Below are 23,793 nucleotides of genomic sequence, written 5' to 3'. Positions count from 1 at the left end.
GGGGTGTTCTACACCGTGCTGGTGGGGATCAGCTTCGCCGGCGGGCCGGTCACCCCGGATGCCGTCATCCCGTTCGTCGAGGCGAGCGCGGAGGAGGAGAAGCCGTCACCCACCCCGTCGGCCTCACCGACGACGACCGCCGTCACGCCGTCCGCGTCCGCGGTGACGGTCGCGCCACCGCCCGCCCGTACCGCTCCGCCCCGGCCGGCGACCACCTCGGCCACCCCGGGCGGCGCGTCCAGCAGCGCCAGCCGGAGCGCCACCGCGTCGCCCCGGCCGACCGCGAGTCCTTCACCCCCGCCGCGAACGACCAGGCCACCGGCCACCACCGAGCCGCCCACGTCGACGCCGACCACCACCGCGCCGACCACCACCGGCCCACCCCCCTTGATCGACCTGCCCGACCTGCTCCCGGAGCCGGGCCGGACCGCCGGTGAGTGAGGACCCCACCACCCGACTGGACCCGCGGCGCGTCACCGCCGCCCGCCGGCAGCGCGACGGGCGGCGGTCGGCCGCCGCCCGGACCGCACCCACCGTCGCGCTGGACGCCGGGCAGATCGCCGCCGCCCGCCGGTCCCGCAGCCGGCGCATCGTGCCACGGCCGAGCTGGCTGGTCCTCACGATGGTCTTCGTCGTCCTGGGCGGCCTGCTCTTCGTCGAGGCGTACGCCAACTCCGCGTTCGTGCCCGGCGAACGCACCGCGCCGGGCACCCAGCGGGAGGTGCCCACCTCGGTGATCGAGGGCGGTCCGATCGTCAACGTCGGCGCGGAGGGCCGGACCCAGTCGCACGAGCTGCCGCCGCGTACCATCGCCCTCACCTTCGACGACGGCCCGGACCCGCAGTGGACACCCGAGGTGCTGCGGGTGCTCGACAAATACCAGGTCAAGGCGACCTTCTTCGTCATCGGCACGCAGGTGCTGCGCAACCGTGAGCTGGCCGGCCGTATGGTGGCCGGCGGCCACGAGCTGGGCGTGCACACGTTCACCCACCCCGACCTCGCGGTCCTGCCCGGATGGCGGCGGGAACTGGAGTACGCGCAGACCCAGTTCGCCATCGCCAGCGCCACCGGGATCCGGACGTCGCTGCTGCGCTTCCCGTACTCGTCGAGCGCCGACGCCTACACCGACCGGGACTGGCCGGTGCTCCGGCAGGCCGGCGAGCTGGGCTACCTGACCGTGGTGAACGACGTCGACAGCCGGGACTGGGAAAAGCCCACGATCGAGACGATGCTCGCCAACGCGACCCCGTCCGGCGAGGCCGGCACCATCGCGCTGTGGCACGACGCGGGTGGCGACCGGTCCGGCACCGTGGCCGCGCTGGACCGGTACATCCCGATGATGCAGCAGCGCGGGTACACCTTCACCACGGTGAGCGAGGGACTGAACCGTACCCTGGCCGAGGCCGGCGTGACCGGCCCGTCGGGTGGGCAGGTGGCCGCTCCGCGCGCCGACCGGTGGCGGGGCGCCATGCTCGTCGGCGCGGTGAGTGTGGCAGACCACATGTTCGACGTGTTCGGCGTCTTCTTCCTCCTCGTCGGGGCGCTCACCGTCGGCCGGACCCTGCTGCTCTTCGTGCTGGCGCTGCGGCACGCGGCCCGCCGACGCCGCCCCGACTGGTCCTGGGGGCCACCGGTCACCGAACCCGTCTCGGTGATCGTGCCCGCGTACAACGAGAAGGAGGGCATCGCCGCGGCCGTCCGCTCCCTGGCCGGCGGCGACCATCCCGGCGGCATCGAGGTGGTGGTCGTCGACGACGGCTCCACCGACGGCACCGCCGACATCGTGGCGGCGCTCGGCCTGCCGAACGTCCGGGTGGTGCGCAAGCCCAACGGCGGCAAGCCGAGCGCGTTGAACACCGGCGTCGCGCTGGCCCGGCACGAACTCATCGTCATGGTCGACGGTGACACCGTCTTCGAGCCCGACGCGGTCCGCCGCCTGGTCCAGCCCTTCGCGGACCCGCGGGTGGGCGTGGTCGCCGGCAACGTCAAGGTCGGCAACCGCCGGAGCCTGATCGCCAAGTGGCAGCACATCGAGTACGTCATCGGCTTCAACCTGGACCGCCGCCTCTACGAGACGTTGCACTGCATGCCCACCGTGCCCGGGGCGATCGGCGGGTTCCGCCGTAAGGCGCTGGCCCAGGTCGGCGGGATGACCGACGAGACCCTCGCCGAGGACACCGACATCACCATGGCGCTGGGCCGGGCCGGCTGGCACATCGTGTACGAGGAGAACGCCCGCGCCTGGACCGAGGCCCCCGCCACGCTGGGCCAGCTGTGGAAGCAGCGGTACCGGTGGAGCTACGGCACCATGCAGGCGATGTGGAAGCACCGGCGGGCGGTCCTCGACCGCGGCTCGTCCGGCCGGTTCACCCGCCGCTGCCTCACCTTCCTGACCCTGTTCGGCGTGCTGCTGCCACTGGCCGCCCCGGTGATCGACCTGCTCGCCCTGTACGGGTTGTTCTTCCTCGACCGGACGGAGACGGTGGTGGCCTGGCTGGCGATGCTCGCGGTGCAGTTCGTCACCGCGGTGGTGGCCTTCCGGCTGGACCGGGAGAAGCTCGGGGTGCTGTGGGTGCTGCCGCTCCAGCAGTTCGTCTACCGGCAGTTGATGTACCTGGTTCTGCTCCAGTCGGTGGTCACCGCGTTGACCGGGGGCCGTCTCGGCTGGCAGAAGCTGCGGCGTACCGGAAATCTCGACGTGGCCGCGCAGCGCGGCACCGCCTGACGGCCGGTCACGCCGGCGTCCTCGGCCGGGCGTCCGGCCCGGTGACGGCGAGCCCGTCGACCGGCTCCGCGGCGCGGAGCAGGGCGTCGCTCTTCGCCACCCAGGCCGCGCCGAAGGCGAACACGGCGAGAATCTCGCACCACAGCACCGGCTTGACGGTGTGCCGGGTCGGGTCCGGTAGCCGCGTGCTGGCCAGCGCGAGCGCGACCGCGAGCAGGATGAGCCCGCCGCAGGTCCGGTAGAAGACCACCGCGGAGCGGCGGGGCGGGACACCTGCGGTGTCCGGACGGACGAACAGGAACAGGCAGAAGACGGCGAGCAGGGCGAAGAGCCCGGCCGCGGCGACCTGGTGCACCACACCGGCGATCCGGTCGCTCTCGCCGAGCGGGGCCGACCGTACGCCGGTCGCGGTGGGGAAGAGCGCCACCGCGACCGCCAGCACCCCGGCGACGGTGCCCAGCAGGTCGTCCGGCCGGCGGTAGCGGTAGCTGATCAGGAAGACCCCGACGGCGCACATCGCGCCGACGAAGACGTCCCGCATCTCGCTGTGGTAGTAGGCGCTGAGGGAGTCGAGGAGGGTGAGCCGCCGGGTGGTGGCGATGTGGCCGACCACCAGCACGACCGGCAGCGCGAGGCCGACCGATCCGATACCGAGGCGCAGGTGGCGCACGGTCACCGCGTCCTGCGGTGGCTTTCGGGTGTCGAGGTTCATACCTCAACAGTGGACGTCACTCAAAGCCATTGGTCAAACGCGAAGAGTCACTCATCGTCCTCGTCGTCGAGGCGGGCCAGCCAGGTGGCGAACCGCTCGACCGGGGTCTCGAACTCCGGGTTCAGGTCGACGAAGTCGCGCAGGCGCTCACCCAGCCACTCCAGGCTGACCTGTTCGTCGCCCCGGCGCTCGACCAACTCCTCGATGCCACGGTCGGTGAAGTACACGCCTCATCCTCTCGTCGTACGGCAGCGGCCCGCCCCGGTGCCGGGACGGGCCGCTGCCGGTGGTGTCACGGGCGGGGCAGCGCCGCCTCGATCAGCGCATTCTGCTCGACCTCGTGCATCTTCGCCGAGCCGACCGCCGGGGCGGCGGCGGACGGGCGGGAGATGCGACGCAGCCGCACCTCGGGCAGGTGCTCCAGCAGGTTGAGCGCAACGAACGACCAGGCGCCCTGGTTGGCCGGCTCCTCCTGGACCCAGGCGAAGTCCTCGGCGTTCGGGTACTGCGCCAGCGCGGACCGGACCTCCTCGACGGGAAGCGGGTAGAGCTGCTCCATCCGCAGGATCACGGTGTCGGTGACGCCCCGCTCCTGCCGGGCCTGGAACAGGTCGTAGTAGACCTTGCCCGAGCAGAGGAGCACCCGCTTGACCTGCTCCGGCGCCGGCGCGGCGGTGTCGGCGAGCACCGGGGCGAAGGTGCCCGTGGTGAAGTCCTCCACCGGCGACACGCAGAGCTTGTGCCGCAGCAGCGACTTCGGCGTGAACACCACGAGCGGCTTGCGTTTGGGCGACAGCGCCTGGCGGCGCAGCAGGTGGAAGTAGTTCGCCGGGGTGGTCGGGATGGCCACCCGCATGTTGTCCTCGGCGCAGAGCTGGAGGAAGCGCTCCGGGCGGCCGGAGGTGTGGTCCGGCCCCTGACCCTCGTGGCCGTGCGGCAGCAGCAGGGTGACCGCGGAGCGCTGGCCCCACTTCACCTCGCCGGAGGAGATGAACTCGTCGATCACCGACTGGGCGCCGTTGACGAAGTCACCGAACTGGGCCTCCCAGGCCACCAGCGCGTTGACGTTCTCCACCGAGTAGCCGTACTCGAAGCCCATTGCGGCGTACTCCGAGAGCAGCGAGTCGTGCACGAAGAAGCGGGACCGCTCGCCGTCGGCGGTGAACGTCTTCAGCGGCAGGTAGTCGTCGCCGGTGCGCGCGTCGACCACCGAGGCGTGCCGCTGGACGAACGTGCCGCGGCGCGAGTCCTGCCCGGCGAGCCGGACGGTCACGCCGTCGTGCAGCAGCGCGCCGAACGCGATGATCTCGCCGAAGCCCCAGTCGATGTTGCCCTCGACGGACATCTTCCGGCGCCGCTCCAACAGCTGCTGGATCCGCTTGTGCGGGGTGAAGCCCTCCGGCAGGTTGACGTGCGCCTCGCCGATCGCCTTGACCACGGCGGCGTCGGTGGCGGTGTCGACCTGCGGCTCCGGCTCCTCCGCCCGCTTCGGGCGGTCGAGCTGGCGCGGCGTGGTGGCCGCGTCCCGGGTGGCCTTGAACACCCGTTCGAGCTGCGCCTGGTAGTCGCGCAGCAGCTCCTCGGCGTCCTCCAGGGTGATGTCGCCGCGCCCGATCAGCTCCTCGGTGTAGAGCTTGCGGACCGACCGCTTCGAGTCAATGATCTTGTACATCTGCGGGTTGGACATCGACGGGTCGTCGCCCTCGTTGTGCCCGCGCCGGCGGTAGCAGACCAGGTCGATCACGACGTCCTTGTTGAACGCCTGCCGGTACTCGAAGGCGAGCCGGGCCACCCGTACGACCGCCTCCGGGTCGTCGCCGTTCACGTGGAAGATCGGCGCCTGGATCATCCGGGCCACGTCGGTGCTGTAGAGGCTGGACCGGCTGTATTCCGGGGCGGTGGTGAAACCGACCTGGTTGTTGACCACGACGTGCACGGTGCCACCGGTGCGGTAGCCGCGCAGCTGGGACAGGTTGAGCGTCTCGGCGACCACACCCTGGCCGGCGAAGGCGGCGTCACCGTGCACCGCGAGCGGCAGCACGGTGTAGCCCTCCAGCTTGAGGTCGATCCGGTCCTGCTTGGCCCGGACGATGCCCTCCAGCACCGGGTCCACGGCCTCCAGGTGCGACGGGTTCGCCACCACCGACACCTTGACCGCGTGCTCGCCGTCCGGGGTGGTGAACTTGCCGTTCTGGCCGAGGTGGTATTTCACGTCGCCCGAGCCCTGCGTGGACCGCGGGTCGAGGTGCCCCTCGAACTCGGAGAAGATCTTCTCGTACGGCTTGCCGACGATGTTCGCCAGCACGTTGAGCCGGCCGCGGTGGGCCATGCCGATGACGACCTCGTCCAGCCCGGCCTCGGCGGACGACTCCAGCACCTCGCCGAGCAGCGGGATCAGCGACTCGCCGCCCTCGAGCGAGAAGCGCTTCTGGCCCACGTACTTCGTCTGGAGGAACGTCTCGAACGCCTCCGCCGCGTTGAGCCGGTTGAGCACGTGCTTCTGCTCGTCGGTGTCCGGCTTCTCGTACTTGCGCTCGACCCGTTCCTGGATCCAGCGCCGCTCCTCCGGGTCCTGGATGTGCATGTACTCGATGCCGACCCGGCGGCAGTAGGAGTCGCGCAGCACGCCGAGGATCGAGCGCAGCTTCATCCGCTGCTGGCCGGCGAAGCCGTTGACCGGGAAGACCCGGTCAAGGTCCCACAGCGTCAGGCCGTGCTGGAGCACGTCCAGGTCGGGGTGCTTGCGGATCTCGAACTCGAGCGGGTCGGTGTCGGCCATCAGGTGGCCGCGGACCCGGTAGGCGTGGATCAGCTCGTGCACCCGGGCGGTCTTGTTGATCTGGCCTTCGCTGTCGACGGCCACGTCCCGCATCCAGCGCACCGGCTCGTACGGGATGCGCAGCGAGGTGAAGATCTCGTCGTAGAAGCCGCGCTCGCCGAGCATCAGCTCGTGCATGACCTTCAGGAACTCGCCGGACTGGGCGCCCTGGATGATCCGGTGGTCGTACGTGCTGGTCAGCGTGATCACCTTGCTGACCGCGTTCTCGGCCAGCGTGGCCTCGCTCATGCCCTGGTAGGGCGCCGGGTATTCCATCGCGCCGACGCCGATGATGGCGCTCTGCCCCTGCATCAGGCGCGGGATCGAGTGCACCGTGCCGATGCCGCCCGGGTTGGTCAGCGAGATGGTGGTGCCGGAGTAGTCCTCCATGGTCAGCTCGTTGCGGCGGGCGCGCCGGACCACGTCCTCGTACGCCTGCCAGAACTGCCGGAAGTCCATCTGCTCGCAGCCCTTGATGGAGGGCACCACCAGGTTGCGGGAGCCGTCCGGCTTGGCCAGGTCGATGGCGATGCCCAGGTTGACGTGCTCCGGGCGGAGCATCGCCGGCTTGCCGTCGACCTCGGCGAAGGAGTTGTTCATCTCCGGGTGCTCGATCAGCGCCCGGACCATCGCGTACCCGATCAGGTGGGTGAAGCTGACCTTGCCGCCGCGACCGCGGGCCAGGTGGTTGTTGATCACGATGCGGTTGTCGACGAGCAGCTTCGCCGGGACCGCGCGCACGCTGGTGGCGGTCGGGACGGCGAGCGAGGCGTCCATGTTCTGGACGATCTTGGCGGCCACGCCACGCAGCGGAGTGGTGCCGGCCGCGCTCGCCGCCGGCGCCTTGGCGGCCGGCTTGGCCGGGGCGGCCTTCTTCGCCGGGGCCGGCTCGGACGCCTTCGTCGCCGGCTTGGCGGCGGGCTTCTGCGCCGGCTTGGCCTTCGCGGGTGCGGCCTTGGCCGGGGCGGTCTGCTCGGTGACCGTGGCGACGGCCTCCTGCTGCTCGGCCGGCTCCGGCTCGGCGGCCGGCTTGGCCGGCGCGTCCGGGCGCGGTGTGGCGGCGCCCGGCGCCGGTCGGTAGTCGGCGAAGAAGTCGTGCCAGGCCGAGTCGACGCTCGATGGGTCGGCGAGGTAACGCTGGTACATCTCCTCGACGATCCACTCGTTCGGGCCGAAACCCGCCAGTGGGTTCTCCTGCGATGTCTGCTGGGTCGACACGGCCGCTAATCGCCTCTTTCACGCGGTTGTGAATGTCACGCGGTGGGCCCCCGCGCCCGGTTCGCCGGGAGCACAGGGATCGGATCCCAGGCTACGCCGTGGGATTGCCGCAGGCATTCTCGCCTCCGCCTGGTGGCCCGTTTCACAGAAGATGCCACAAGTTGGGCAAACGCTGCGTGTTCCGCCGACTCCTGCTAGCGAGAACCGGCCGGTGGGGCGACCGCCGTCACCAGCCACACGGCCGCCTCCACCCAGACTCCGTCAGCCCGCCGGCGGGCGGTCAGATCCTCCGTCAGGGCGTCGAGCACCCGCTCGACCGTCCGTTGATCGTCCAGCCGGCCCAGCAGCTCGCGGACCCGGGAGGTCCCCCGCAGATACCCCAGCACGTCGTCGACGTCGGACCCGAGCCGGGCCGGTTCCCGGCGGCCCTCCACCCGCACGTCCACGAAGCCGGCCCGCACGAGGAGATCACCGATCCGCCACGGGTCGGTGAAGGCGTCCCCGTCGCCCCCGCCGGGCGGCAGTGTCGCGTGCGCGGCGACGGCCCGCGGCGCGAGCGCGAAGACCTCGTTGCTCGCCTCGTCCTGCCAGCACAGGAACGCCAGCCGGCCGGCCGGTCGCAGTCCGGACCGGAGGTTGGCGAACGCGGCGTCCGGATTCTCGAAGAACATCACGCCGAAGCTGCTCAGCACGACGTCGAAACCGGCCGGAGCCAGCGGATGCGTCTGGGCGTCACCCTGCACGAACCGGATGCCCGGCACCCCGGCGGCAGCGGCCGACTCCCGGGCGACGGCCAGCGCCGGCGCGGACAGGTCGAGGCCGTCCACCGCACCGCCCGGCCGGACGGACCGGGCCGCGGCGATCGTGGTCTCCCCGCACCCGCACCCCACGTCGAGCACCCGGTCTCCCGGGGCGAGCGCCGCGGCGCGCAGCAGGTGCGGCGTCAGCGACCGCCGCACCGCGTGGTGCCGCTCGCGCTCGGCGACCCACCGGCGACCGGTGTCCCCGTTCCAGCGCAGCGCCTGCTCGGCGTTCGCCATGCGTCACCTCGGTCCTCAGCGACGACGGAGGCCGGGCCTCCCAACCTGACGGTAATCCCGGGGCGCGGCCCGGTCGAGAAAGGCTCCGGCCGGTGACATGGAGTCACCGGCCGGAGCCCGTCGCGCGGGTGGGTCAGGAGATGTCGCGCCGCCGGATGGTGGCCACGCCGATCACGCCGGTCACCACCGCGTACCCGATCAGCACCGCCGCGCCCGCCCAGCGCGGCGGGTTGCCCGGGATGTCAGCGCCGCTCACCATCAGCGAGGAGGCAAGTGACGGCACCAGCAGTTGCAGCTCGTTGATCCAGTCGCCGAACCGCTGCGCCAGCAGCCCGATGGCGATGGCCGCGCCGATGGTTCCGCCCAGGTAGAGCAGGATGCCGGTCACGGTCGCGCCGATCTGGCTGCGGATCAGCACGCCGAGCCCGACGCCGAGCACCGACCAGAGCAGGTACGCCAGCCCGTTCAGAGCCACGGCGCGCCACACCGCCCCGCTGCCGAGCTGTGTATCGACGTCCGTGGCGTTCAGGATCAGCGGCGCGATGATCAGGTTGAGCGCCGTGGTGACGATCCAGAACAGCAGCGCCAGCACGCCGGCCGCGACCAGCTTGGCCAGCATCACCGCGGTGCGGTGCGGCGCGGTGAGGAACGTGGTGGTCACCGTCTGGTGGAAGAACTCGCTCGTCACCACCACGATGCCGAGCAGCATCACGATGAGCAGGCCGAAGAACTGGCCATTCGTGTAGAGGTTGGCGGCGATGCTGGCGGCGCTCGACACCGCCTGGATCTGGTCGGCCTGGTCGGCCGGCACGTCGCCCACGTTCCCGCTGGCCAGCGCGTCGGTCTGCAACCAGTTGAAGCCCATCGCGAGCGCCCACAGCGGCAGGCTGATCAGCCCGAAGATCCACCAGGTGCTCGTGGTACGGATCTTGAGCAGTTCGGATCGGACCAGCGTCATCGGATCTCCGCCTTTCCGGCCGTCAGCTCCAGGAAGACCCCTTCGAGGTCGGGACGTTCGGTGGTCAGCTCGTGCAGCTCGACCTTCGCGGCCAGCGCGAGCCGGCCCACGGTCGGCGCGTCCACGCCGCTGACCAACAGCACGCCGTTCGGCTGGGCGTCGACCGTGGCGGACTGCTCGCGCAGCGCCGCGGCCAACTCGTCCGCCTGCGGGGTCTGCACCCGCACCCGGGCGCCGTGCGTCATCGAGCCCATCACCTGGTCGACCGGCCCCTGCCGGACCAGCTTGCCGGCCGCGATGATCACCACGTCGTCGGCGAGAAGCTGCATCTCGGAGAGCAGGTGGCTGGAGACCAGCACGGTACGACCCTCGGCGGCCAGGCCCTTGAGGAAGCCCCGCATCCACCGGATGCCCTCCGGGTCCAGGCCGTTGGCCGGCTCGTCCAGGATCAGCACCTGCGGGTTGCCGAGCATCGCGGCGGCGATCCCGAGGCGCTGCTTCATGCCCAGCGAGTAGCCCTTGAACTTGCGCTTCGCCGCCGGGGAGAGCCCGACCAGGGCGAGCGCCTCGTCCGCCCGCTCCTTCGGCAGCCCGGCCGCCGCGCAGATCACCCGCAGGTGGTTGATCCCGGTGCGGCCCTTGTGCGCGCTCGACGCCTCCAGCACCGCGCCCACCGTGCGCAGCGGATCGGGCAGGTCGGCGTACCGGTGGCCGCCGATGGTGGCCGTGCCGGCGGTCGGCGTGACCAGGTTGAGCAGCATGCGCAGCGTGGTCGTCTTACCGGCGCCGTTCGGGCCGAGGAAGCCGGTGACCCGGCCCGGCTCGACGGTGAACGACAGATCGTCGACCGCGCGGACGTTCTTGTATTGCTTGGTCAAGCCGGACACGATGATCTGGCCGGTCCCGGCACTGGGGCGTGGCTGCCCGTCGGACATCATTCTCCTCTCCTGCCCCGGCGCGCTGAACGCACGCCGGTGGGACGCCGTTGCGGGGGCGCCCCGCACAGCCTTCCAACCCGGCGCAAGGGGGTCAATCAGGCGGGATGCGTACCCGCCGTCCTCCTCAGGGAGGAGATCAGGCGGTCGGCAGCGCGACCCAGGTGGCCCGCGCCCGGCCCATGAGCGCGCCGTCCGAACCGTACAGGCTGGTGTGCACCTCGGCCTTACGCCCCGCGAAACCCACCGCGACGCCGGTGACCACGCACACGTCGCCGGGGCGTGGCAGCGCCGGGACCTGCGCGGCGATCCGGCCCAGCACGTACGGGCGGCCGGCGGAGAGCACCGCCCACCCGCCGGGACAGTCGAGCGCCGCCCAGACCGTCGCGGGCACCACCTCGGCCGGGGCGCGGAACGGCGCGGCGGTCCGCCCGTCCGGCAGCCGGCCGGGAAAGATCCGCAGGCCGTCCGGGTGCTCCGGGCCACAGACGTAGCAGCGGGGGAACGGGTGGTCCACCAGACCGGGGTACGCCCGCGCGGCCACCTCGGCCGTCGCCCGGTCCACCGGCGGCACCACGGCGTCCACCGGCTCGACCTCGCGTACCTGGGCGATCAGCCGGCCCTCCGGATCACGCACCTCGCCGTCGGCGGCAACCAGCGGGGTGTCGAGCGGTGGCGGCCGGCGCAGCGTGACCTCCACCGGACCGCGGTCGTCGATCAGCGCGGCGAAGATCCCGGCGCTCCAGCCGCCGTTGCCCGAACCGTCCGGCCCGTGGAAGCGGCCCTCGACAAGCATGTGCACCTCCTGGTTCCGCCGACGCCGCCGCGGACGTTGCCGGCGCGGACGCTGCCGACGCCGCCGGTGGTCGTCCGGCAGCCTCGCACACGCGCCGCCCGGCCCGCACGCCACCGCCGGCAGGCGTTCACCCGATCGACACCGCTCACCACCGGGTACGGCAACCCGGGGCACCTACACAGGAGTCATGGCCGTTCTGCACGCCGCTGGCGCACCCCTCACGACCAGCGGCTACACCCTGCTGATCGCCGACGACCCGACCCTGGTCGCAGCCGCGCAACGCCTGCGCCACGACGTGTTCGCCGGTGAACTCGGCGCCACCCTGACGCCGGGCGCCGCCGGGCTCGACACCGACGAGTTCGACGCACACTGCGACCACCTGGTGGTGTTGCGCGAAGGCACCGACGAGGTGGTCGGCACCTACCGGCTGCTGCCGCCCGGCCGCACCGACCGCCGGTACGCCGACAGCGAGTTCGACCTCGGGCCGCTGGACCCGCTCCGCGGCGACCTGGTCGAGGCCGGCCGCTCCTGCGTGCACCCCGACCACCGCACCGGCGCCGTGATCAATCTGATGTGGGCCGGCATCTGCCGCTACCTGCACCTGCGCGGCTCCCGCTGGCTCGGCGGCTGCGCCTCGGTGCCGGTCACCGACGGCGGGACCGCCGCGGCCGAGGTGTGGACGCAGGTCACCGCCCGGCACCTCGCCCCGCCGCCGCTGCGGGTGACCCCCCGCCGACCCTGGTTCGCCGAGGCGCCGGTCACCGCCGCATCCGTCGCATCCGTCGCATCCGCCGTACCCGCCGCGCTCACCCCGGCCCAACGCCGGGCGCTGGTGCCGCCGCTGCTCCGCGGTTACCTGCGGCTCGGCGCCTGGGTCGCCGGCGAACCGGCATACGACCCGGACTTCGGCTGCGCGGACTTCTACGTGCTCTTCTCGCTGGACCGGATGAACCCCCGCCACCTGCGGCACTTCCTCGGTGAGGTGGGACCGTGACGACGGTCGACGGTGCCCGCCGGCCGCACGGTGAGGGCCTGTGGCGGCCCGCCTCCGGCTGCGGGCCGACGTGCCTGCCACCCCGGGTCGCCCCGGACGTGTCGCTGCCGCACCGGGCCGGCCGGCTGCTCGGCGTACTCGGAATGCTCCTGATCGGGGCCGGGATGGCCGCGCTGCTGCCGGTGCTGCCGGCGGCCGACCGGCGGGTCGCGCTGCGGGGCTGGGCCCGCGGGACGCTCCGTGCGCTCGGGGTACGGCTCGTGGTGCGGGGCCGGCCGCCACGCCGCCGCGCGCTGCTGGTCGCCAACCACGTCTCCTGGCTGGACGTCCTCGCCGTGCTCGCGGTGTCGCCGGCCCGGATGCTGGCCAAGCGGGAGGTCCGGGCCTGGCCGGTGGTGGGCGTGCTGGCCGCCGCGGCCGGCACCGTCTTCGTGGACCGCTCCCGGCCGCGCGACCTGCCGGCCACGGTCGCCCGGGTGGCCGACACGCTGCGCGCCGGGCACCCGGTGGCGGTGTTCCCGGAGGGCACGACCTGGTGCGGCGCCGCGACCGACTGCCGCCCCGCCCGCGGCTTCCGCCCGGCGATCTTCGAGGCCGCGGTGACCGTCGGCGCGCCGGTGGTGCCGTTGAGCGTCGGCTACCGGTACGCGGGCGATCCGAGCACGCTGCCCGCCTTCCTCGGCGAGGAGACGCTCTGGGCCTCGGTCCGCCGGGTGCTGGCCGCCCGGGACCTGACCGCGGCGGTGACCGTGGCCGCCGCCCTGCACCCGGCCGCCGGGGCGGACCGTCGGCTGCTGGCACGCGCCGCCGAGGCCGCGATCCACCGCGCCCCGCCCCACCGCTTCCCAATCCCGCCGGCACCCCCGGTCCTCGCGCCCTCCCCGGTCCCGCCGGCACCCCCGGTCCTCGCGCCCTCCCCGGTCCCGCCGGCACCCCCGGTCCTCGCGCCCTCCCCGGTCCCGCCGGTGTCCCCGATCGGCCCGACACTCGATCTGGCCGCCTGACCGGCCCGCTCCCACTCCTGCCAACCCCGCGTCCGCATCGGTGATCATGAAGTTGGCGGTCCGGGGAAGCGCTCTCTGGCCGGCTAACTTCATGATCACCGCCTTGGGGTGGGGTGGGGTGGGTGGGGCGCGGGGTTGGGTCAGGAGGGTGGAGACGCGACACTGTCTTGTTCAGTCGCGATGTATCGCGTTATGCTCCTCGCGATACCTGGCGTGTCCCGGGCGGGCACGTCATCGAGGGGAGGACGCCATGGCCGGTTGGACTGTCGACAGCCCGCAACGGATCACGTTGGACGAGCCGGTCACCCGGCTGGAGGTCCGGCTCGTCAGCGGTCGGCTCAACGTGGTCGGCACCGACGGCCCGGCCCGGGTCGACGTCACCCGGGTCAGCCGCCGGCCGCTCGTGGTCGAGATGCACGACGGCCGGTTGACCATCCGGCACGACCGGATCGCCCGCTGGCCGGGGGTGCTCTGGTGGCTCGGCCAGCTCCGCCGCCGGTTCCGCGCCGAGGTGTCGGTCGCCGTCCCGGCCCAGGCGGTGGCCGACCTGCACCTGGTGGACGGCACGCTTGTCGCCTCCGGGTTGCGCCGGGACACCCGGGTCGACGTCGCCTCCGGCCAGGTGACCCTGATGGGGCTGCGCGGTCGCACCACCGCCAAGGTCGTCTCCGGCCCGGTGGAGGCGCTGGGCATCGGCGGCGACCTCGACCTGGAGACGGTCTCCGGTGAGCTGATCCTGGCCGACAGCGCGCCCGACCGGGTCCGCGCCCACGCGGTCTCCGGATCGATCACCTGCGACCTGGACAATCCGCAGGGCAGCGAGATCCGGCTCAGCGCCATCTCCGGCAGCATCACCGTCCGGGTCCGCGAGGACAGCGACCTCAGCGTGCACCTGCACACCACCTCCGGCCGGATCACCAGCGGCTTCCCGCAGGTCTGCGGCGGGCAGCACGGCTTCGGCGCGGTGAAGGACAGCCACGGGGTGCTCGGCGGGGGCGCGGGTAAGCTCTGGGCGTCCGCGACGTCCGGCAGCATCGCGCTGCTGGCCCGCCCGGTCGTGGACGCCGACGACGTGGAGGATCTGCCGTGACCGCCGTGTTCAGTCACGGGCGGCTCCGGCTCTACCTGCTCAAGCTCCTCGACGACGGGCCGAAGCACGGCTACGAGCTGATCCGCCTGCTGGAGGAGCGCTTCCTCGGGCTCTACGCGCCGAGCGCCGGCACCATCTACCCGCGCCTGCAACGGCTTGAGGTCGAGGAGCTGGTCACCCACACGGCGGCGGGCGGGCGGAAGGTCTACGAGATCACCGAGGCGGGCCGCGCCGAGCTGCGGCAGCGCGCCGAGGAACTGGTCACCCTGGAGGCCGACATCAGCGCCTCCGTCGAGGATCTCTCCGCGCTGGCCGGTGAGATCCGCACCGAGGTACGCGGCTCGGTGCGCGACCTGAAGCGGGAGCTGCGCGAGGCGACCCTGCAGACCCGGCAGGGCCGCTGGACGCCGCCGACCACCCGGCCCGGTGGCAACCGGGGCCGGGCGGGCGGTGGAAGCGGTCCGGACGCGGCCCGTCCGGCCGAGTCGCCGCTGCTCGCCGAGTTCGACAAGCGGCTGGCCGCGTTCACCGTCGAGGTCGGTGCGCTGGTCCGGGCCGGGCGGCTCAGCGACAACCAGCTCCGCACCGCGATCCGGCTGCTCGACGGCGCGCTCGACGGGCTACAGCGGCTGCTCCGCTGACCTCACAGGTTGTTTCCAGCTTCCGCCCAGCGTGGCCGCAGCCGGAGCACGGATGATGGGTGCCATGGCGGCTACCCAGACCGAGGCCCGACTGCTCGTCGTCGAGGACGATCCCAACATCCTCGAACTGCTCTCCGCGAGCCTGCGCTTCGCGGGCTTCGACGTGGCCACCGCGACAAGCGGCAGCGCCGCGCTGCACGCCGCCAAGGACCACCGGCCCGACCTGGTGGTGCTCGACGTGATGCTGCCCGACCTCGACGGCTTCGAGGTCATCCGGATGCTCCGCGAGGGCGGCACGCGTACCCCGGTGGTGTTCCTGACCGCCCGGGACGCCACCGACGACAAGATCCGGGGGCTGACCCTGGGCGGCGACGACTACGTCACCAAGCCGTTCAGCCTGGAGGAGTTGACCGCCCGGATCCGGGCCGTGCTGCGGCGCACCGCGACCGGTGAGCAGGCCCCGTCCCGGCTCACCTTCGCCGACCTGGAGCTGGACGAGGAGACGCACGAGGTGCACCGGGCCGGCCAGCGGGTGCAGCTCTCGCCGACCGAGTTCAAGCTGCTGCGCTACCTGATGCTCAACGCCAACCGGGTGCTCAGCAAGGCGCAGATCCTCGACCACGTGTGGAACTACGACTTCCGCGGCGACGACAACATCGTCGAGTCCTACATCTCCTACCTGCGCCGCAAGGTCGACAACACCCAGCCCCGGCTGATCCACACCCTGCGCGGGGTCGGGTACGTGCTGCGCAAGCCGGCGGCGTGAACGCCGTCCACGACGCGAAGGGCTGGGTGCGCAGCGTTCCGCTCCGGTTGAAGCTGGTCACCGCAGTCCTGGCCCTGGTGGCCGGCGCCCTGCTCGTGATCAGCGTCTCCACCGCGTACTTCCTGCACAACTACCTGGTCGGCCGGATCGACGGCGAGTTGAACGACCAGCTCGACCGCGGTGTGACGGTCAGCCAGAAAAACTCGACCACGCTGCCGACCGACTACATGGTGGCGCTGTGGAGCAGCTCCGCCCAGCGTGGCGCCGCGCTCCGCGACGAGACGCTCCAGGACCAGGACCTGCCGGCCGGCATCGAGGACCAGTCCTGGTACGACAGGCACGCCAACGGCGGGGCGTTCACCGAGGAGGGCGCCGACAAGCGGGTCCGCTGGCGGCTGATGGTCCGGCAGGACAGCGCGGACTCGTACCGGGTGATCGGGCAGAACCTTACCGATGTCGATCTCTCTGTGCGGCAGTTGCTCTGGATCGACCTCCTGGTGGGCGGGGCGGTGCTGATCATCCTGGCGTCGGTCGGCGCGGGCATCGTGCGTACCAGTCTGAAGCCGCTGGTGGAGATCGAGCGGACCGCGGCGGCCATTGCCGGCGGTGACCTGACCCGGCGGGTGCCCGACCCGGAGGAGGGGCGGCCGTGCCCCACCTCGGAGCTGGGCCGGCTCTCCCGGGCGCTGAACGCGATGCTGGCGCAGATCGAGGCCGCGTTCACCGCCCGGGCCGCCTCGGAGGCGGCGGCGCGCAGCGCCGAGGTGGGCGCCCGGGACGCCGCCGCGTACGCGCAGGCGTCCGAGGCGCGGGCCCGCCGGTCCGAGGAGCGGATGCGGCAGTTCATCGCGGACGCCTCGCACGAGCTGCGGACGCCGCTGACCACCATCCGGGGCTTCGCCGAGCTGTTCCGGCAGGGCGCGGCGCGGGCTCCGGAGCAGACCGCCGACCTGCTGCGCCGCATCGAGGACGAGGCGTCCCGGATGGGGCTGCTGGTCGAGGACCTGCTGCTGCTGGCGCGGATGGACCGGGAACGGCCGATCGCGTTGGCCCCGGTGGAGTTGCCGGTGCTGGCCTCGGACGCGGTGGAGGCGGCCCGGGTGGTCGACCCGGACCGGCGGATCGAGCTGGAACGGGAGCCGGGCGCGGGTCCGCTCGTGGTGCTCGGTGACGACGCCCGACTGCGGCAGGTGATCGGCAACCTGATGACGAACGCGCTCACCCACACCCCGCCGGACGCCGCGGTGACGCTGCGGTTGCGGGCGGAGCCGGGGAACCTCGCCGTGGTGGAGGTGGCGGACAACGGTCCCGGCCTCACCCCGGAGCAGGCCGAGCGGGTCTTCGAGCGGTTCTACCGGGTGGACGCGGCGCGGACCCGCCGGGCCGGCGGACCGATCAGCACCGGGCTCGGCCTGGCCATCGTCGCCGCGCTCGTCGCGGCGCACCACGGCACCGTGGAGGTGGCCGAGACGCCGGGTGGCGGGGCGACGTTCCGGGTGAAGCTGCCGCTGCTGCCCGAGGCGCCCGAGCCGGGCGAGTGACTTACAGAAAACATTCAGGCGGATTCCAGGCTGGTGACAGTGCGACGGGGAAAGCTGTAGGCATGACCGACCACGAGACCGAGCCGCAGCGGTCGCCGGCACCTGCCGACGCCGAGCCGTCGCACCACACCGCCGAGCTGCCCCGCGCCGAGAGCGGGACATCGGACTCCACCCCGGCCGCCGCGTCGGTTCCGGCCGACTCCCCGGCCGCCGGAACCAACGCCCACGCCGACTCGCCGGCCAGCCCGTACGCGCCGTCGTCCGGGTCCACGGCCAGCCCGTACGCCCAGCCCACCGGGACACCGGCCAGCCCGTACGCACCGCAGCACCCGACGTCCGGCCAGCACCCCTGGTACGGGGGGCAGCAGCACGGCGGCTGGGCGCAGCAGGGCACCGCCGGCTATCAGTCGCCGCAGCAGGCCGGAGGCACCGGCTATCCGTCGCAGCCGCACTCCGGCGGGCCCGTGCCGACCTACCAGGCGCAGCCCGGGCACCAGCAGTATCACCCGTATCAGCAGCATCAGCACCAGGCCGGGCAGCCGGTCCCGCCGTGGGGCCACCCGCAGCAGCCGGCGCGGCCGAGCCGGGCCGGCAAGTTCGTCGGCGCGGGCGTGCTGGCGCTGGCGCTGATGCTCGGTTCCGGCGTGGCCGGGGGAGCGCTCGCGCTCGCCCTCGACGACGGCGGCGGCGTCACCCGCACCTACTCGGCCGCCCCGGTGATCAACAGCGCCGACCTGCCCAAGATCGCGGCGTCCGTCCAGGACAGCATCGTGACGATCATGACGGACAGCGGTGAGGGCTCCGGGGTGATCCTCAGCGCCGACGGGTACGTGCTCACCAACAACCACGTGGTCGCCTCCGCCAGCGGCGACACGGTGAAGGTGGTCTTCGCCGACGGCAAGAACGCCCCCGCGAAGATCGTCGGCACCGACCCGAAGACCGACCTCGCCGTGGTCCAGGCCAGCGGCGTGAGCGGCCTGAAGGCGGCGAAGTTCGGCGACAGCGACGGCATGCAGGTCGGCGACCAGGTGCTCGCGCTCGGTAGCCCGCTCGGACTCCAGGGTTCGGTGACCGCCGGCATCCTCAGCGCCCGCGACCGCACCATCTCCGCCGGTGAGGGCGGCCAGCAGCAGGCCCCGCAGCAGGGCGTCAGCTCGATCTCGGGCCTGTTGCAGACCGACGCCCCGATCAACCCGGGCAACTCCGGCGGCGCGCTCGTCAACACCCGGGGCGAGGTGATCGGCATCAACACCGCGATCGCCACCGCCGGGCAGGGCAGCAACGGCAACATCGGGGTCGGCTTCGCCATCCCGAGCAACAAGGCCAAGGACGTGGCGGAGAAGCTCCAGCGCGGCGAGAAGATCAGCCACCCGTCGCTCGGGGTCAGCGTGAACGCCGCCGAGGACGGCGGCGCGCTCGTCGCCGCGGTCACCCCGGGCAGCGCCGCCGAGAAGGCCGGGCTCCAGCGGGGCGACGTGATCACCAAGTTCGGTGACAAGGTGATCAACGACTCCAACGATCTGGTCGGCGCCGTGCAGGCCGGCAAGGTCGGCGACCGGGTCGAGATCCAGTTCAAGCGAAACGGATCCGACGAGACGGCAACCGTGACGCTCGCCGAGACGTCATAGTTCCCGAAGACCTGCCTCCCTCGCGGGCGGCGGGCGACAGAGCCAAGGGGGTTGGCTCCGTCGCCCGCCGCCCCTCTTCGTCCCTCACCCGGTGCGGGTGACCCCGCCTCACCCGCCGTTTACCCGGTGCCGGCTCGGGAACCCGTCGCCCGCCGGGGACCAACGGGGAGGGGCGCGTAACCGTGAACCAGCCGCTGTCGGAGCGCACGCGAGCCGGGCCCCTCCGGATCGCGATGGTGGTGCCGCCGTGGCTGTCGGTGCCGCCGCCCGGCTACGGCGGGCTGGAGCACGTGGTGGCCGGCCTGGTCGACGCCCTGGTCGAGCGCGGCCACGCGGTGACGCTGTTCGGCGCCGGCACGGAGCACGGAACCGCCGCCGAGTTCGTCTCCACCCACCCCGAGTTGCAGTACGACCGGATGGGTGAGTCGTTGCCCGAGTTGGCCCACCTGGCGCAGGTCGACCGCCTGGTGGACCCGGCCGACTTCGACCTCGTGCACGACCACACCACGATCGGTCCGATGGTGGCGGGTCGCCGCCGCGTCCCCACGGTGGCCACCGTGCACGGCAACCCCGTCGGCGAGTACGGCACGGTGCTCGGCAACACCGACCGCGGGGTGGGCCTGATCGCGATCTCGCACGCCCAGCGCCGAGCGAACCCCGGACTGCCCTGGGTCGGCACGGTGCACCACGCGATGCCGGTGCGGGACTTCCCGCACAAGCGGACGCCGGGGGCCGGGCCGGTGCTCTGGCTCGCCCGGTTCAGCCCGGACAAGGGCCCCGACGTGGCGATCCGGGCCTGCCGGGCGGCCGGGCTGCCGCTCACCCTGGCCGGCAAGTGCCACGAGCCGGCCGAGCGCCGCTATCTGGAGCAGGTGGTGGAGCCGCTGCTGGGCGACGACGTCGACCTGGTGGTGAACGCGGGCCGCGAGACGGTGCTGCGACTGCTGCTCGACGCCAGGTGCCTGATCATGCCGGTCCAGTGGGCGGAGCCGTTCGGCATGGTGATGGTGGAGGCCATGGCGACCGGCACCCCGGTGGTGGCGCTGCGCCGGGGCGCGGTGCCGGAGCTGGTCCGCCCCGGGGTCACCGGGCTGGTCTGCGACCGCGCCGAGGAGTTGCCGGCGGCGTTGCGCGCGGCGGCCGACCTGGATCCGGCCGACTCTGTCGCGCACGTCGCGGAGAGCTTCTCGGTGGAGCGGATGGCCGCCGGCCACGAGGCGGTTTACCGGGGCTTCCTGGCCGGGCGGGCGACGGCGGAGGGACCCCGGGCGGTCGCCCGGCTCGTCGCCGGGTGACCGGTCAGGTGCGTTCGGCCACGAGCGACGCCGCGGCGGCGTCGAGTTGCCGCGCGTACCCGGGGCTGATGCTGCCCTCGCGCCGACGCTCGGCGATCTTGCCGCGGAGCCGTTCCACCGCGGCCGTCACCTCGCCCTCGTCGCTCGCGGCCACCGCGTTACGCAGCAGGTTGCGCAGGTCCACCCCGACGTCGCTGCGGATCTCACCGTCGGTCAGCCCGGCCTCGATCAGCCCGTCCACCCGCTCGGCCGGGTCGACCGGGTCGCCGGCCGGCGCGGTCGGGCCGCCGGTGGTGGGCCGGTCGGTCGGCGCGGCCGGCGGCGCGGGGGTGGGCGTCTCGGGCTCGGGCGACGCGGTGGTGGGGGTCTCCGCCGGCCCGGCGGTCGGCAGTACCCGCGGGACCACCTGCCGGTCCGGGGTCAGCACCGGTGCCAGCAACACGGCGGCGGCGACAAGCACCACGCCGGCGCCGGCCAGCGCGAGAACCCGCCGGCGGCCCGGCGCGCCCCCCTCCGGCGGCGGTGATCCGGACGGCGGCGGCGGGCCGGACGGCGGCGATGATCCGGCCACCGGCAGCGGCGGGCCGGACGGCAGCGGCGATGATCCGGTCGGCGGCGGGCCGGCCGGCGGCGACGGCGAGGTCGAAGCCGCCCGGGGCGGCAGCGCGGGCAGCGTCACGGTCGGCGACAGCATGGTGGCGGCCTGCGGATCGGCGGGCAGCAACTGGTCGCGGAGCACGGCCGCCACCCGGTGCGCGGTGGGCCGGTGCCGCGGGTCGCGGGCCAGGCAGCGCAGGCAGATCTCCGCGACCGGCCGGGGCAGCCCCGGTACGCCGTCCAGCGTGGGCGGCGCGCTCTCCGCCAGCGCGGCGCTGAGCTGCTCCCAGGTGTCCGCCGGGTACGGCGGCTGGCCGGTGAGCGTCTCGAAGAGCAGCACGCCCAACGAGTAGACGTCGGTGGCCGGCTGGGCCGGCGCCCCGTCGAGGCGTTCCGGCGCCACGTACGCCGGAGTGCCGAACGTGCCGCCGTCCTCGTCCTCGTCCGGCGCCCCGACCCGGGTGGCGATGCCGAAGTCGAGCACCTTCGCCCCGACCCCGGTCATCATCACGTTGGCCGGGGTGACGTCCCGGTGCACGATGCCGAGCCGGTGCGCCGCGGCCAGCGCCTCGGCCACCTGGGCGCCCGTCTCCACCGCCGCCGGCCAGGGCAGCGGGCCCTCGGTCAGCCGGTGCTCCAGCTCCTCGCCGCTGAGCAGCTCCATCACCACGAACGAGGTGATGGAACCGTCGGGCGCCACCGTCTCGCCGTAGTCGTGCACGGCCGTGACGTGCGGATGGTCGAGCTGGGCGGCCGAGCGGGCCTCCTCGCGCACCATGTCGCGGAACCGGGCGTCGGCGGCGAGCGAGGGGGCCAGGACCTTCACCGCCACCACCCGGTCGAGCACCTCGTCGCGGGCCCGCCAGATCACCGACATGCCGCCGGCACCGATCCGGTCGATGAGCCGGTAACGCCGGGCCAGCAGGCGGCCGGCCTGGAGTGTCGCCATCACCTCGCACCTGCCTGGGCTCGGGAGCGCTATCAGGTTGCGGGAATGTGTCCGGGCTGTCAACGGGCGTCCGACTGCCGTCACACCCCGCGTGCCCGCAATGGCGAGGCGTGATCGACGGGACCGACGTCGCCAGCGCGGGCGGGCCGTCCGGCCACATGCCAGGATGAGCGGCATGGCAGGCGGTCCGGTGGCGTTCGTGCTCGGCGGCGGGGGCGTGCTGGGCGCGGTCGAGGTGGGGATGCTGCGTGCCCTGTTCCGCGCCCGGATCCGGCCCGACCTGGTGCTCGGCACGTCGATCGGCGCGGTCAACGGCGTCCTGGTGGCCGCCGACCCGACCGAGGCGGTCACCGACCGGCTGGTCCGGCTCTGGGCCTCCCCGGAGGCCGGTGAGGTGTACGGCGACTCGGTCGCCCGGCAGCTGCGCCGCTTCGCCGCGCGTACCCACCTGCACTCGCCGCGTCCGCTGCGCCGGCTGCTGGAGAGCGAGTTGGGCGAGGCGACCACGTTCGCGGACCTGGTGGTGCCGTTCCGCTGCTGCGCCGCCAACATCGAGCGCGCGGCCGAACACTGGTTCTCCACCGGGCCGGTGGTGCCGGCGGTGCTCGCGTCCGCCTCGGTGCCGGGACTGCTCCCGCCGGCCCAGATCGGCGGGCAGCACTACATCGACGGCGGGGTGGTCAACTCGATTCCGGTCGGCGAGGCGGTGGCGGCCGGGGCGAGGCAGATCTTCGTCCTCCAGGTGGGCCGGATCGAACGCGAGCTGAGCCCGCCCCGCCGCCCCTGGGAGGTCGCCCAGGTCGCGTTCGAGGTCGCCCGCCGGCACCGGTTCGCCCGGGAGATGGCGGCCCTGCCCGAGGGCATCGAGGTGCACGTGCTGCCGACCGGCGGGTTGGAGCCGCGCGACGACAGCCCGTGGGCGTACCGGGACATGGCGGCGGTGGGTCGACGGATCAGCCGGGCGTACACCGCCTCCCGCCGCTACCTGGACACCGCGCTGGAGCGTTGATGTCACTGCCACCCCGCTGGATCCGTCGGCTGCTGCTCGCGCCCGGCGTCGTGCTCCTCGCCGTCGCCGTGGTGACCACGCTGCCCGGCTGGGCGCTGCTGGCGCTGGCCCTGTCGCCGCTGGTGCCGGGGCGGCTGCGTCCGCTGCGGCTGCTCTGGATCGGCGCCGTCTACCTGGTCTGGGACGCCGCGGCCCTGCTCGCCCTCTTCCTGCTCTGGCTGGCCTCCGGCTTCGGCCGGCACAAACGGTCCCCGGCCTTCCAACGGGCGCACTACGTGGTCGCCGGCCGCTTCCTGCGGGTGTTGTTCTGGCAGGCCCGGTGGACACTGCGGCTGAGCATCGACGTGGTCGGCACCGACCCGGACACCGCGCTGCCCGGCCGCCCCGAGCTGGTGCTCTGCCGGCACGCCGGCCCAGGTGACTCGTTCATCCTGATCCACGCGCTGGTGAACTGGTTCCACCGGGAGCCCCGGATCGTGCTCAAGGAGAGCCTCCAGTGGGACCCGGCCATCGACGTGCTGCTCAACCGGCTGCCCAACCGGTTCATCGCGCCCGGCCCGGACGGTCGGGACTCGGCGGTGCGGCAGATCGGGCACCTGGCCACCGGCCTCGACGACGACGACGCCTTCGTGATCTTCCCGGAGGGCGGCAACTTCACCCCGTCCCGCCGGCTGCGCGCGATCGCCCGGCTGCGCCGGCTCGGCCTGGAGCGGATGGCGCTGCGCGCCGAACGGATGCAGCACGTGCTCGCACCCCAACCCGGCGGGCTGCTCGCCGCGCTCGACGCCGCGCCGGACGCCGGGGTGATCTTCGTGGCGCACACCGGCCTGGACCAGATGCTCACCGTCGCCGACGTGTGGCGGGAACTGCCGATGGACAAGCGGATCGTGATGCGGTTCTGGTCCGTCCCGCCCGAGGAGATCCCCGCCGGCGAGCAGGAACGCATCGACTGGCTGTTCGACTGGTGGGCCCGCATCGACGGGTGGATCGACGCCAACCGGGACGGCGCGACCGGCGCCTGAGCGGCTTTACCCACCGCTTCCGGCGGAGCGGCCCGGCCGCCGCGTAGGGTGCGCT

Annotated in this window: 20 protein-coding genes; 11 read left to right on the top strand and 9 right to left on the bottom strand. The window is 73.2% G+C overall.

Features of this window, described 5'->3' with window-relative positions; translation table 11 throughout:
• Positions 1-8 precede the first annotated feature (8 nt).
• The gene (locus O7613_RS20390; protein ID WP_282289624.1) at positions 9-374 is read right to left on the bottom strand and encodes a GTPase; all 366 of its coding nucleotides are present in this window, start codon (positions 372-374) and stop codon (positions 9-11) included.
• 248 nt (positions 375-622) lie between these two features.
• Here O7613_RS20390 and O7613_RS20385 point away from each other — a divergent pair, with 248 nt between their 5' ends.
• Positions 623-2,725, top strand: coding sequence for a glycosyltransferase (locus tag O7613_RS20385; protein WP_282294579.1), 2,103 nt, complete (start codon positions 623-625; stop codon positions 2,723-2,725).
• Between the two features lie 7 nt (positions 2,726-2,732).
• Here O7613_RS20385 and O7613_RS20380 read toward each other — a convergent pair whose 3' ends face one another.
• From O7613_RS20380 to O7613_RS20350, 7 genes are all read right to left on the bottom strand, one after another.
• A complete protein-coding gene (locus O7613_RS20380) occupies positions 2,733-3,437 on the bottom strand; it encodes a hypothetical protein (RefSeq protein WP_282289623.1) in 705 nt (234 codons plus the stop codon).
• A gap of 47 nt (positions 3,438-3,484) precedes the next feature.
• Complete coding sequence (locus O7613_RS20375) at positions 3,485-3,664, bottom strand: DUF6104 family protein (protein WP_091068787.1); 180 nt, start codon at positions 3,662-3,664, stop codon at positions 3,485-3,487.
• A 65-nt stretch (positions 3,665-3,729) separates the two neighbouring features.
• Positions 3,730-7,473: a multifunctional oxoglutarate decarboxylase/oxoglutarate dehydrogenase thiamine pyrophosphate-binding subunit/dihydrolipoyllysine-residue succinyltransferase subunit gene (locus tag O7613_RS20370; RefSeq protein WP_282289622.1), complete on the bottom strand. Its 3,744-nt coding sequence runs from the start codon at positions 7,471-7,473 to the stop codon at positions 3,730-3,732.
• Positions 7,474-7,667: 194 nt separating this feature from the next.
• Positions 7,668-8,513, bottom strand: coding sequence for a class I SAM-dependent methyltransferase (locus O7613_RS20365; RefSeq protein WP_282289621.1), 846 nt, complete (start codon positions 8,511-8,513; stop codon positions 7,668-7,670).
• A gap of 133 nt (positions 8,514-8,646) precedes the next feature.
• The gene (locus tag O7613_RS20360) at positions 8,647-9,471 is read right to left on the bottom strand and encodes an ABC transporter permease (RefSeq protein ID WP_281586852.1); all 825 of its coding nucleotides are present in this window, start codon (positions 9,469-9,471) and stop codon (positions 8,647-8,649) included.
• Positions 9,468-10,406, bottom strand: coding sequence for an ABC transporter ATP-binding protein (locus O7613_RS20355; RefSeq protein WP_281590103.1), 939 nt, complete (start codon positions 10,404-10,406; stop codon positions 9,468-9,470). The genes O7613_RS20360 and O7613_RS20355 overlap by 4 nt, the downstream gene beginning before the upstream one ends.
• A 139-nt stretch (positions 10,407-10,545) precedes the next feature.
• Complete coding sequence (locus tag O7613_RS20350) at positions 10,546-11,202, bottom strand: hypothetical protein (protein WP_282289620.1); 657 nt, start codon at positions 11,200-11,202, stop codon at positions 10,546-10,548.
• 187 nt (positions 11,203-11,389) lie between these two features.
• On the opposite strand from O7613_RS20350, the gene O7613_RS20345 reads away from it, so the two are divergent.
• The 8 genes from O7613_RS20345 (at position 11,390) to O7613_RS20310 (ending at position 20,161) form a co-directional block, all read left to right on the top strand.
• A complete protein-coding gene (locus O7613_RS20345) occupies positions 11,390-12,196 on the top strand; it encodes a GNAT family N-acyltransferase (protein ID WP_282289619.1) in 807 nt (268 codons plus the stop codon).
• The gene (locus tag O7613_RS20340; RefSeq protein ID WP_282289618.1) at positions 12,193-13,200 is read left to right on the top strand and encodes a lysophospholipid acyltransferase family protein; all 1,008 of its coding nucleotides are present in this window, start codon (positions 12,193-12,195) and stop codon (positions 13,198-13,200) included. Before O7613_RS20345 ends, O7613_RS20340 begins: the two co-directional genes overlap by 4 nt.
• A 250-nt stretch (positions 13,201-13,450) precedes the next feature.
• Positions 13,451-14,290 (top strand): DUF4097 family beta strand repeat-containing protein, encoded by an 840-nt coding sequence (locus O7613_RS20335; RefSeq protein ID WP_282289617.1) that lies wholly within the window; start codon positions 13,451-13,453, stop codon positions 14,288-14,290.
• Positions 14,287-14,931, top strand: a complete 645-nt coding sequence (locus O7613_RS20330) for a PadR family transcriptional regulator (RefSeq protein WP_282289616.1) — start codon at positions 14,287-14,289, stop codon at positions 14,929-14,931. Before O7613_RS20335 ends, O7613_RS20330 begins: the two co-directional genes overlap by 4 nt.
• A 64-nt stretch (positions 14,932-14,995) precedes the next feature.
• Positions 14,996-15,697, top strand: a complete 702-nt coding sequence (locus tag O7613_RS20325) for a response regulator transcription factor (RefSeq protein ID WP_091068807.1) — start codon at positions 14,996-14,998, stop codon at positions 15,695-15,697.
• Positions 15,694-17,238: a HAMP domain-containing sensor histidine kinase gene (locus O7613_RS20320; protein WP_282289615.1), complete on the top strand. Its 1,545-nt coding sequence runs from the start codon at positions 15,694-15,696 to the stop codon at positions 17,236-17,238. Before O7613_RS20325 ends, O7613_RS20320 begins: the two co-directional genes overlap by 4 nt.
• Positions 17,239-17,300: 62 nt before the next feature.
• On the top strand, positions 17,301-18,866 hold the full coding sequence (locus tag O7613_RS20315) for a trypsin-like peptidase domain-containing protein (protein WP_282289614.1): 1,566 nt from the start codon (positions 17,301-17,303) through the stop codon (positions 18,864-18,866).
• A gap of 233 nt (positions 18,867-19,099) precedes the next feature.
• Positions 19,100-20,161, top strand: coding sequence for a glycosyltransferase family 4 protein (locus O7613_RS20310; RefSeq protein ID WP_281590105.1), 1,062 nt, complete (start codon positions 19,100-19,102; stop codon positions 20,159-20,161).
• A 4-nt stretch (positions 20,162-20,165) separates the two neighbouring features.
• On the opposite strand, the gene O7613_RS20305 is transcribed toward O7613_RS20310, so the two are convergent.
• Positions 20,166-21,707 carry a serine/threonine-protein kinase gene (locus O7613_RS20305; RefSeq protein ID WP_282289613.1) on the bottom strand — a complete coding sequence of 514 codons (1,542 nt, stop codon included), beginning with the start codon at positions 21,705-21,707 and terminating at the stop codon, positions 20,166-20,168.
• A gap of 175 nt (positions 21,708-21,882) precedes the next feature.
• Here O7613_RS20305 and O7613_RS20300 point away from each other — a divergent pair, with 175 nt between their 5' ends.
• Both O7613_RS20300 and O7613_RS20295 read left to right on the top strand, forming a co-directional pair.
• Positions 21,883-22,716, top strand: a complete 834-nt coding sequence (locus tag O7613_RS20300) for a patatin-like phospholipase family protein (RefSeq protein ID WP_282289612.1) — start codon at positions 21,883-21,885, stop codon at positions 22,714-22,716.
• The gene (locus O7613_RS20295) at positions 22,716-23,738 is read left to right on the top strand and encodes a 1-acyl-sn-glycerol-3-phosphate acyltransferase (RefSeq protein ID WP_282289611.1); all 1,023 of its coding nucleotides are present in this window, start codon (positions 22,716-22,718) and stop codon (positions 23,736-23,738) included. Before O7613_RS20300 ends, O7613_RS20295 begins: the two co-directional genes overlap by 1 nt.
• The last annotated feature ends 55 nt before the right edge of the window (positions 23,739-23,793 follow it).

The organism is Micromonospora sp. WMMD975 (assembly GCF_029581215.1).
Lineage (GTDB): Bacteria > Actinomycetota > Actinomycetes > Mycobacteriales > Micromonosporaceae > Micromonospora.
The sequence above is the reverse complement of the archived record's forward strand: the minus strand, read 5'-3'. Positions and strand labels throughout refer to the sequence as shown.

Excerpts from the sequence above, each read along its gene's own strand:
- O7613_RS20345 (WP_282289619.1), top strand. The coding sequence starts at position 11,390 with ATGGCCGTTCTGCACGCCGCTGGCGCACCCCTCACGACCAGCGGCTAC.
- O7613_RS20295 (WP_282289611.1), top strand. The coding sequence starts at position 22,716 with ATGTCACTGCCACCCCGCTGGATCCGTCGGCTGCTGCTCGCGCCCGGC.
- O7613_RS20335 (WP_282289617.1), top strand. The coding sequence starts at position 13,451 with ATGGCCGGTTGGACTGTCGACAGCCCGCAACGGATCACGTTGGACGAG.
- O7613_RS20365 (WP_282289621.1), bottom strand. The coding sequence starts at position 8,513 with ATGGCGAACGCCGAGCAGGCGCTGCGCTGGAACGGGGACACCGGTCGC.
- O7613_RS20360 (WP_281586852.1), bottom strand. The coding sequence starts at position 9,471 with ATGACGCTGGTCCGATCCGAACTGCTCAAGATCCGTACCACGAGCACC.
- O7613_RS20380 (WP_282289623.1), bottom strand. The coding sequence starts at position 3,437 with ATGAACCTCGACACCCGAAAGCCACCGCAGGACGCGGTGACCGTGCGC.
- O7613_RS20315 (WP_282289614.1), top strand. The coding sequence starts at position 17,301 with ATGACCGACCACGAGACCGAGCCGCAGCGGTCGCCGGCACCTGCCGAC.
- O7613_RS20385 (WP_282294579.1), top strand. The coding sequence starts at position 623 with ATGGTCTTCGTCGTCCTGGGCGGCCTGCTCTTCGTCGAGGCGTACGCC.
- O7613_RS20350 (WP_282289620.1), bottom strand. The coding sequence starts at position 11,202 with ATGCTTGTCGAGGGCCGCTTCCACGGGCCGGACGGTTCGGGCAACGGC.
- O7613_RS20305 (WP_282289613.1), bottom strand. The coding sequence starts at position 21,707 with ATGGCGACACTCCAGGCCGGCCGCCTGCTGGCCCGGCGTTACCGGCTC.
- O7613_RS20310 (WP_281590105.1), top strand. The coding sequence starts at position 19,100 with ATGGTGGTGCCGCCGTGGCTGTCGGTGCCGCCGCCCGGCTACGGCGGG.
- O7613_RS20300 (WP_282289612.1), top strand. The coding sequence starts at position 21,883 with ATGGCAGGCGGTCCGGTGGCGTTCGTGCTCGGCGGCGGGGGCGTGCTG.
- O7613_RS20325 (WP_091068807.1), top strand. The coding sequence starts at position 14,996 with ATGGCGGCTACCCAGACCGAGGCCCGACTGCTCGTCGTCGAGGACGAT.
- O7613_RS20355 (WP_281590103.1), bottom strand. The coding sequence starts at position 10,406 with ATGTCCGACGGGCAGCCACGCCCCAGTGCCGGGACCGGCCAGATCATC.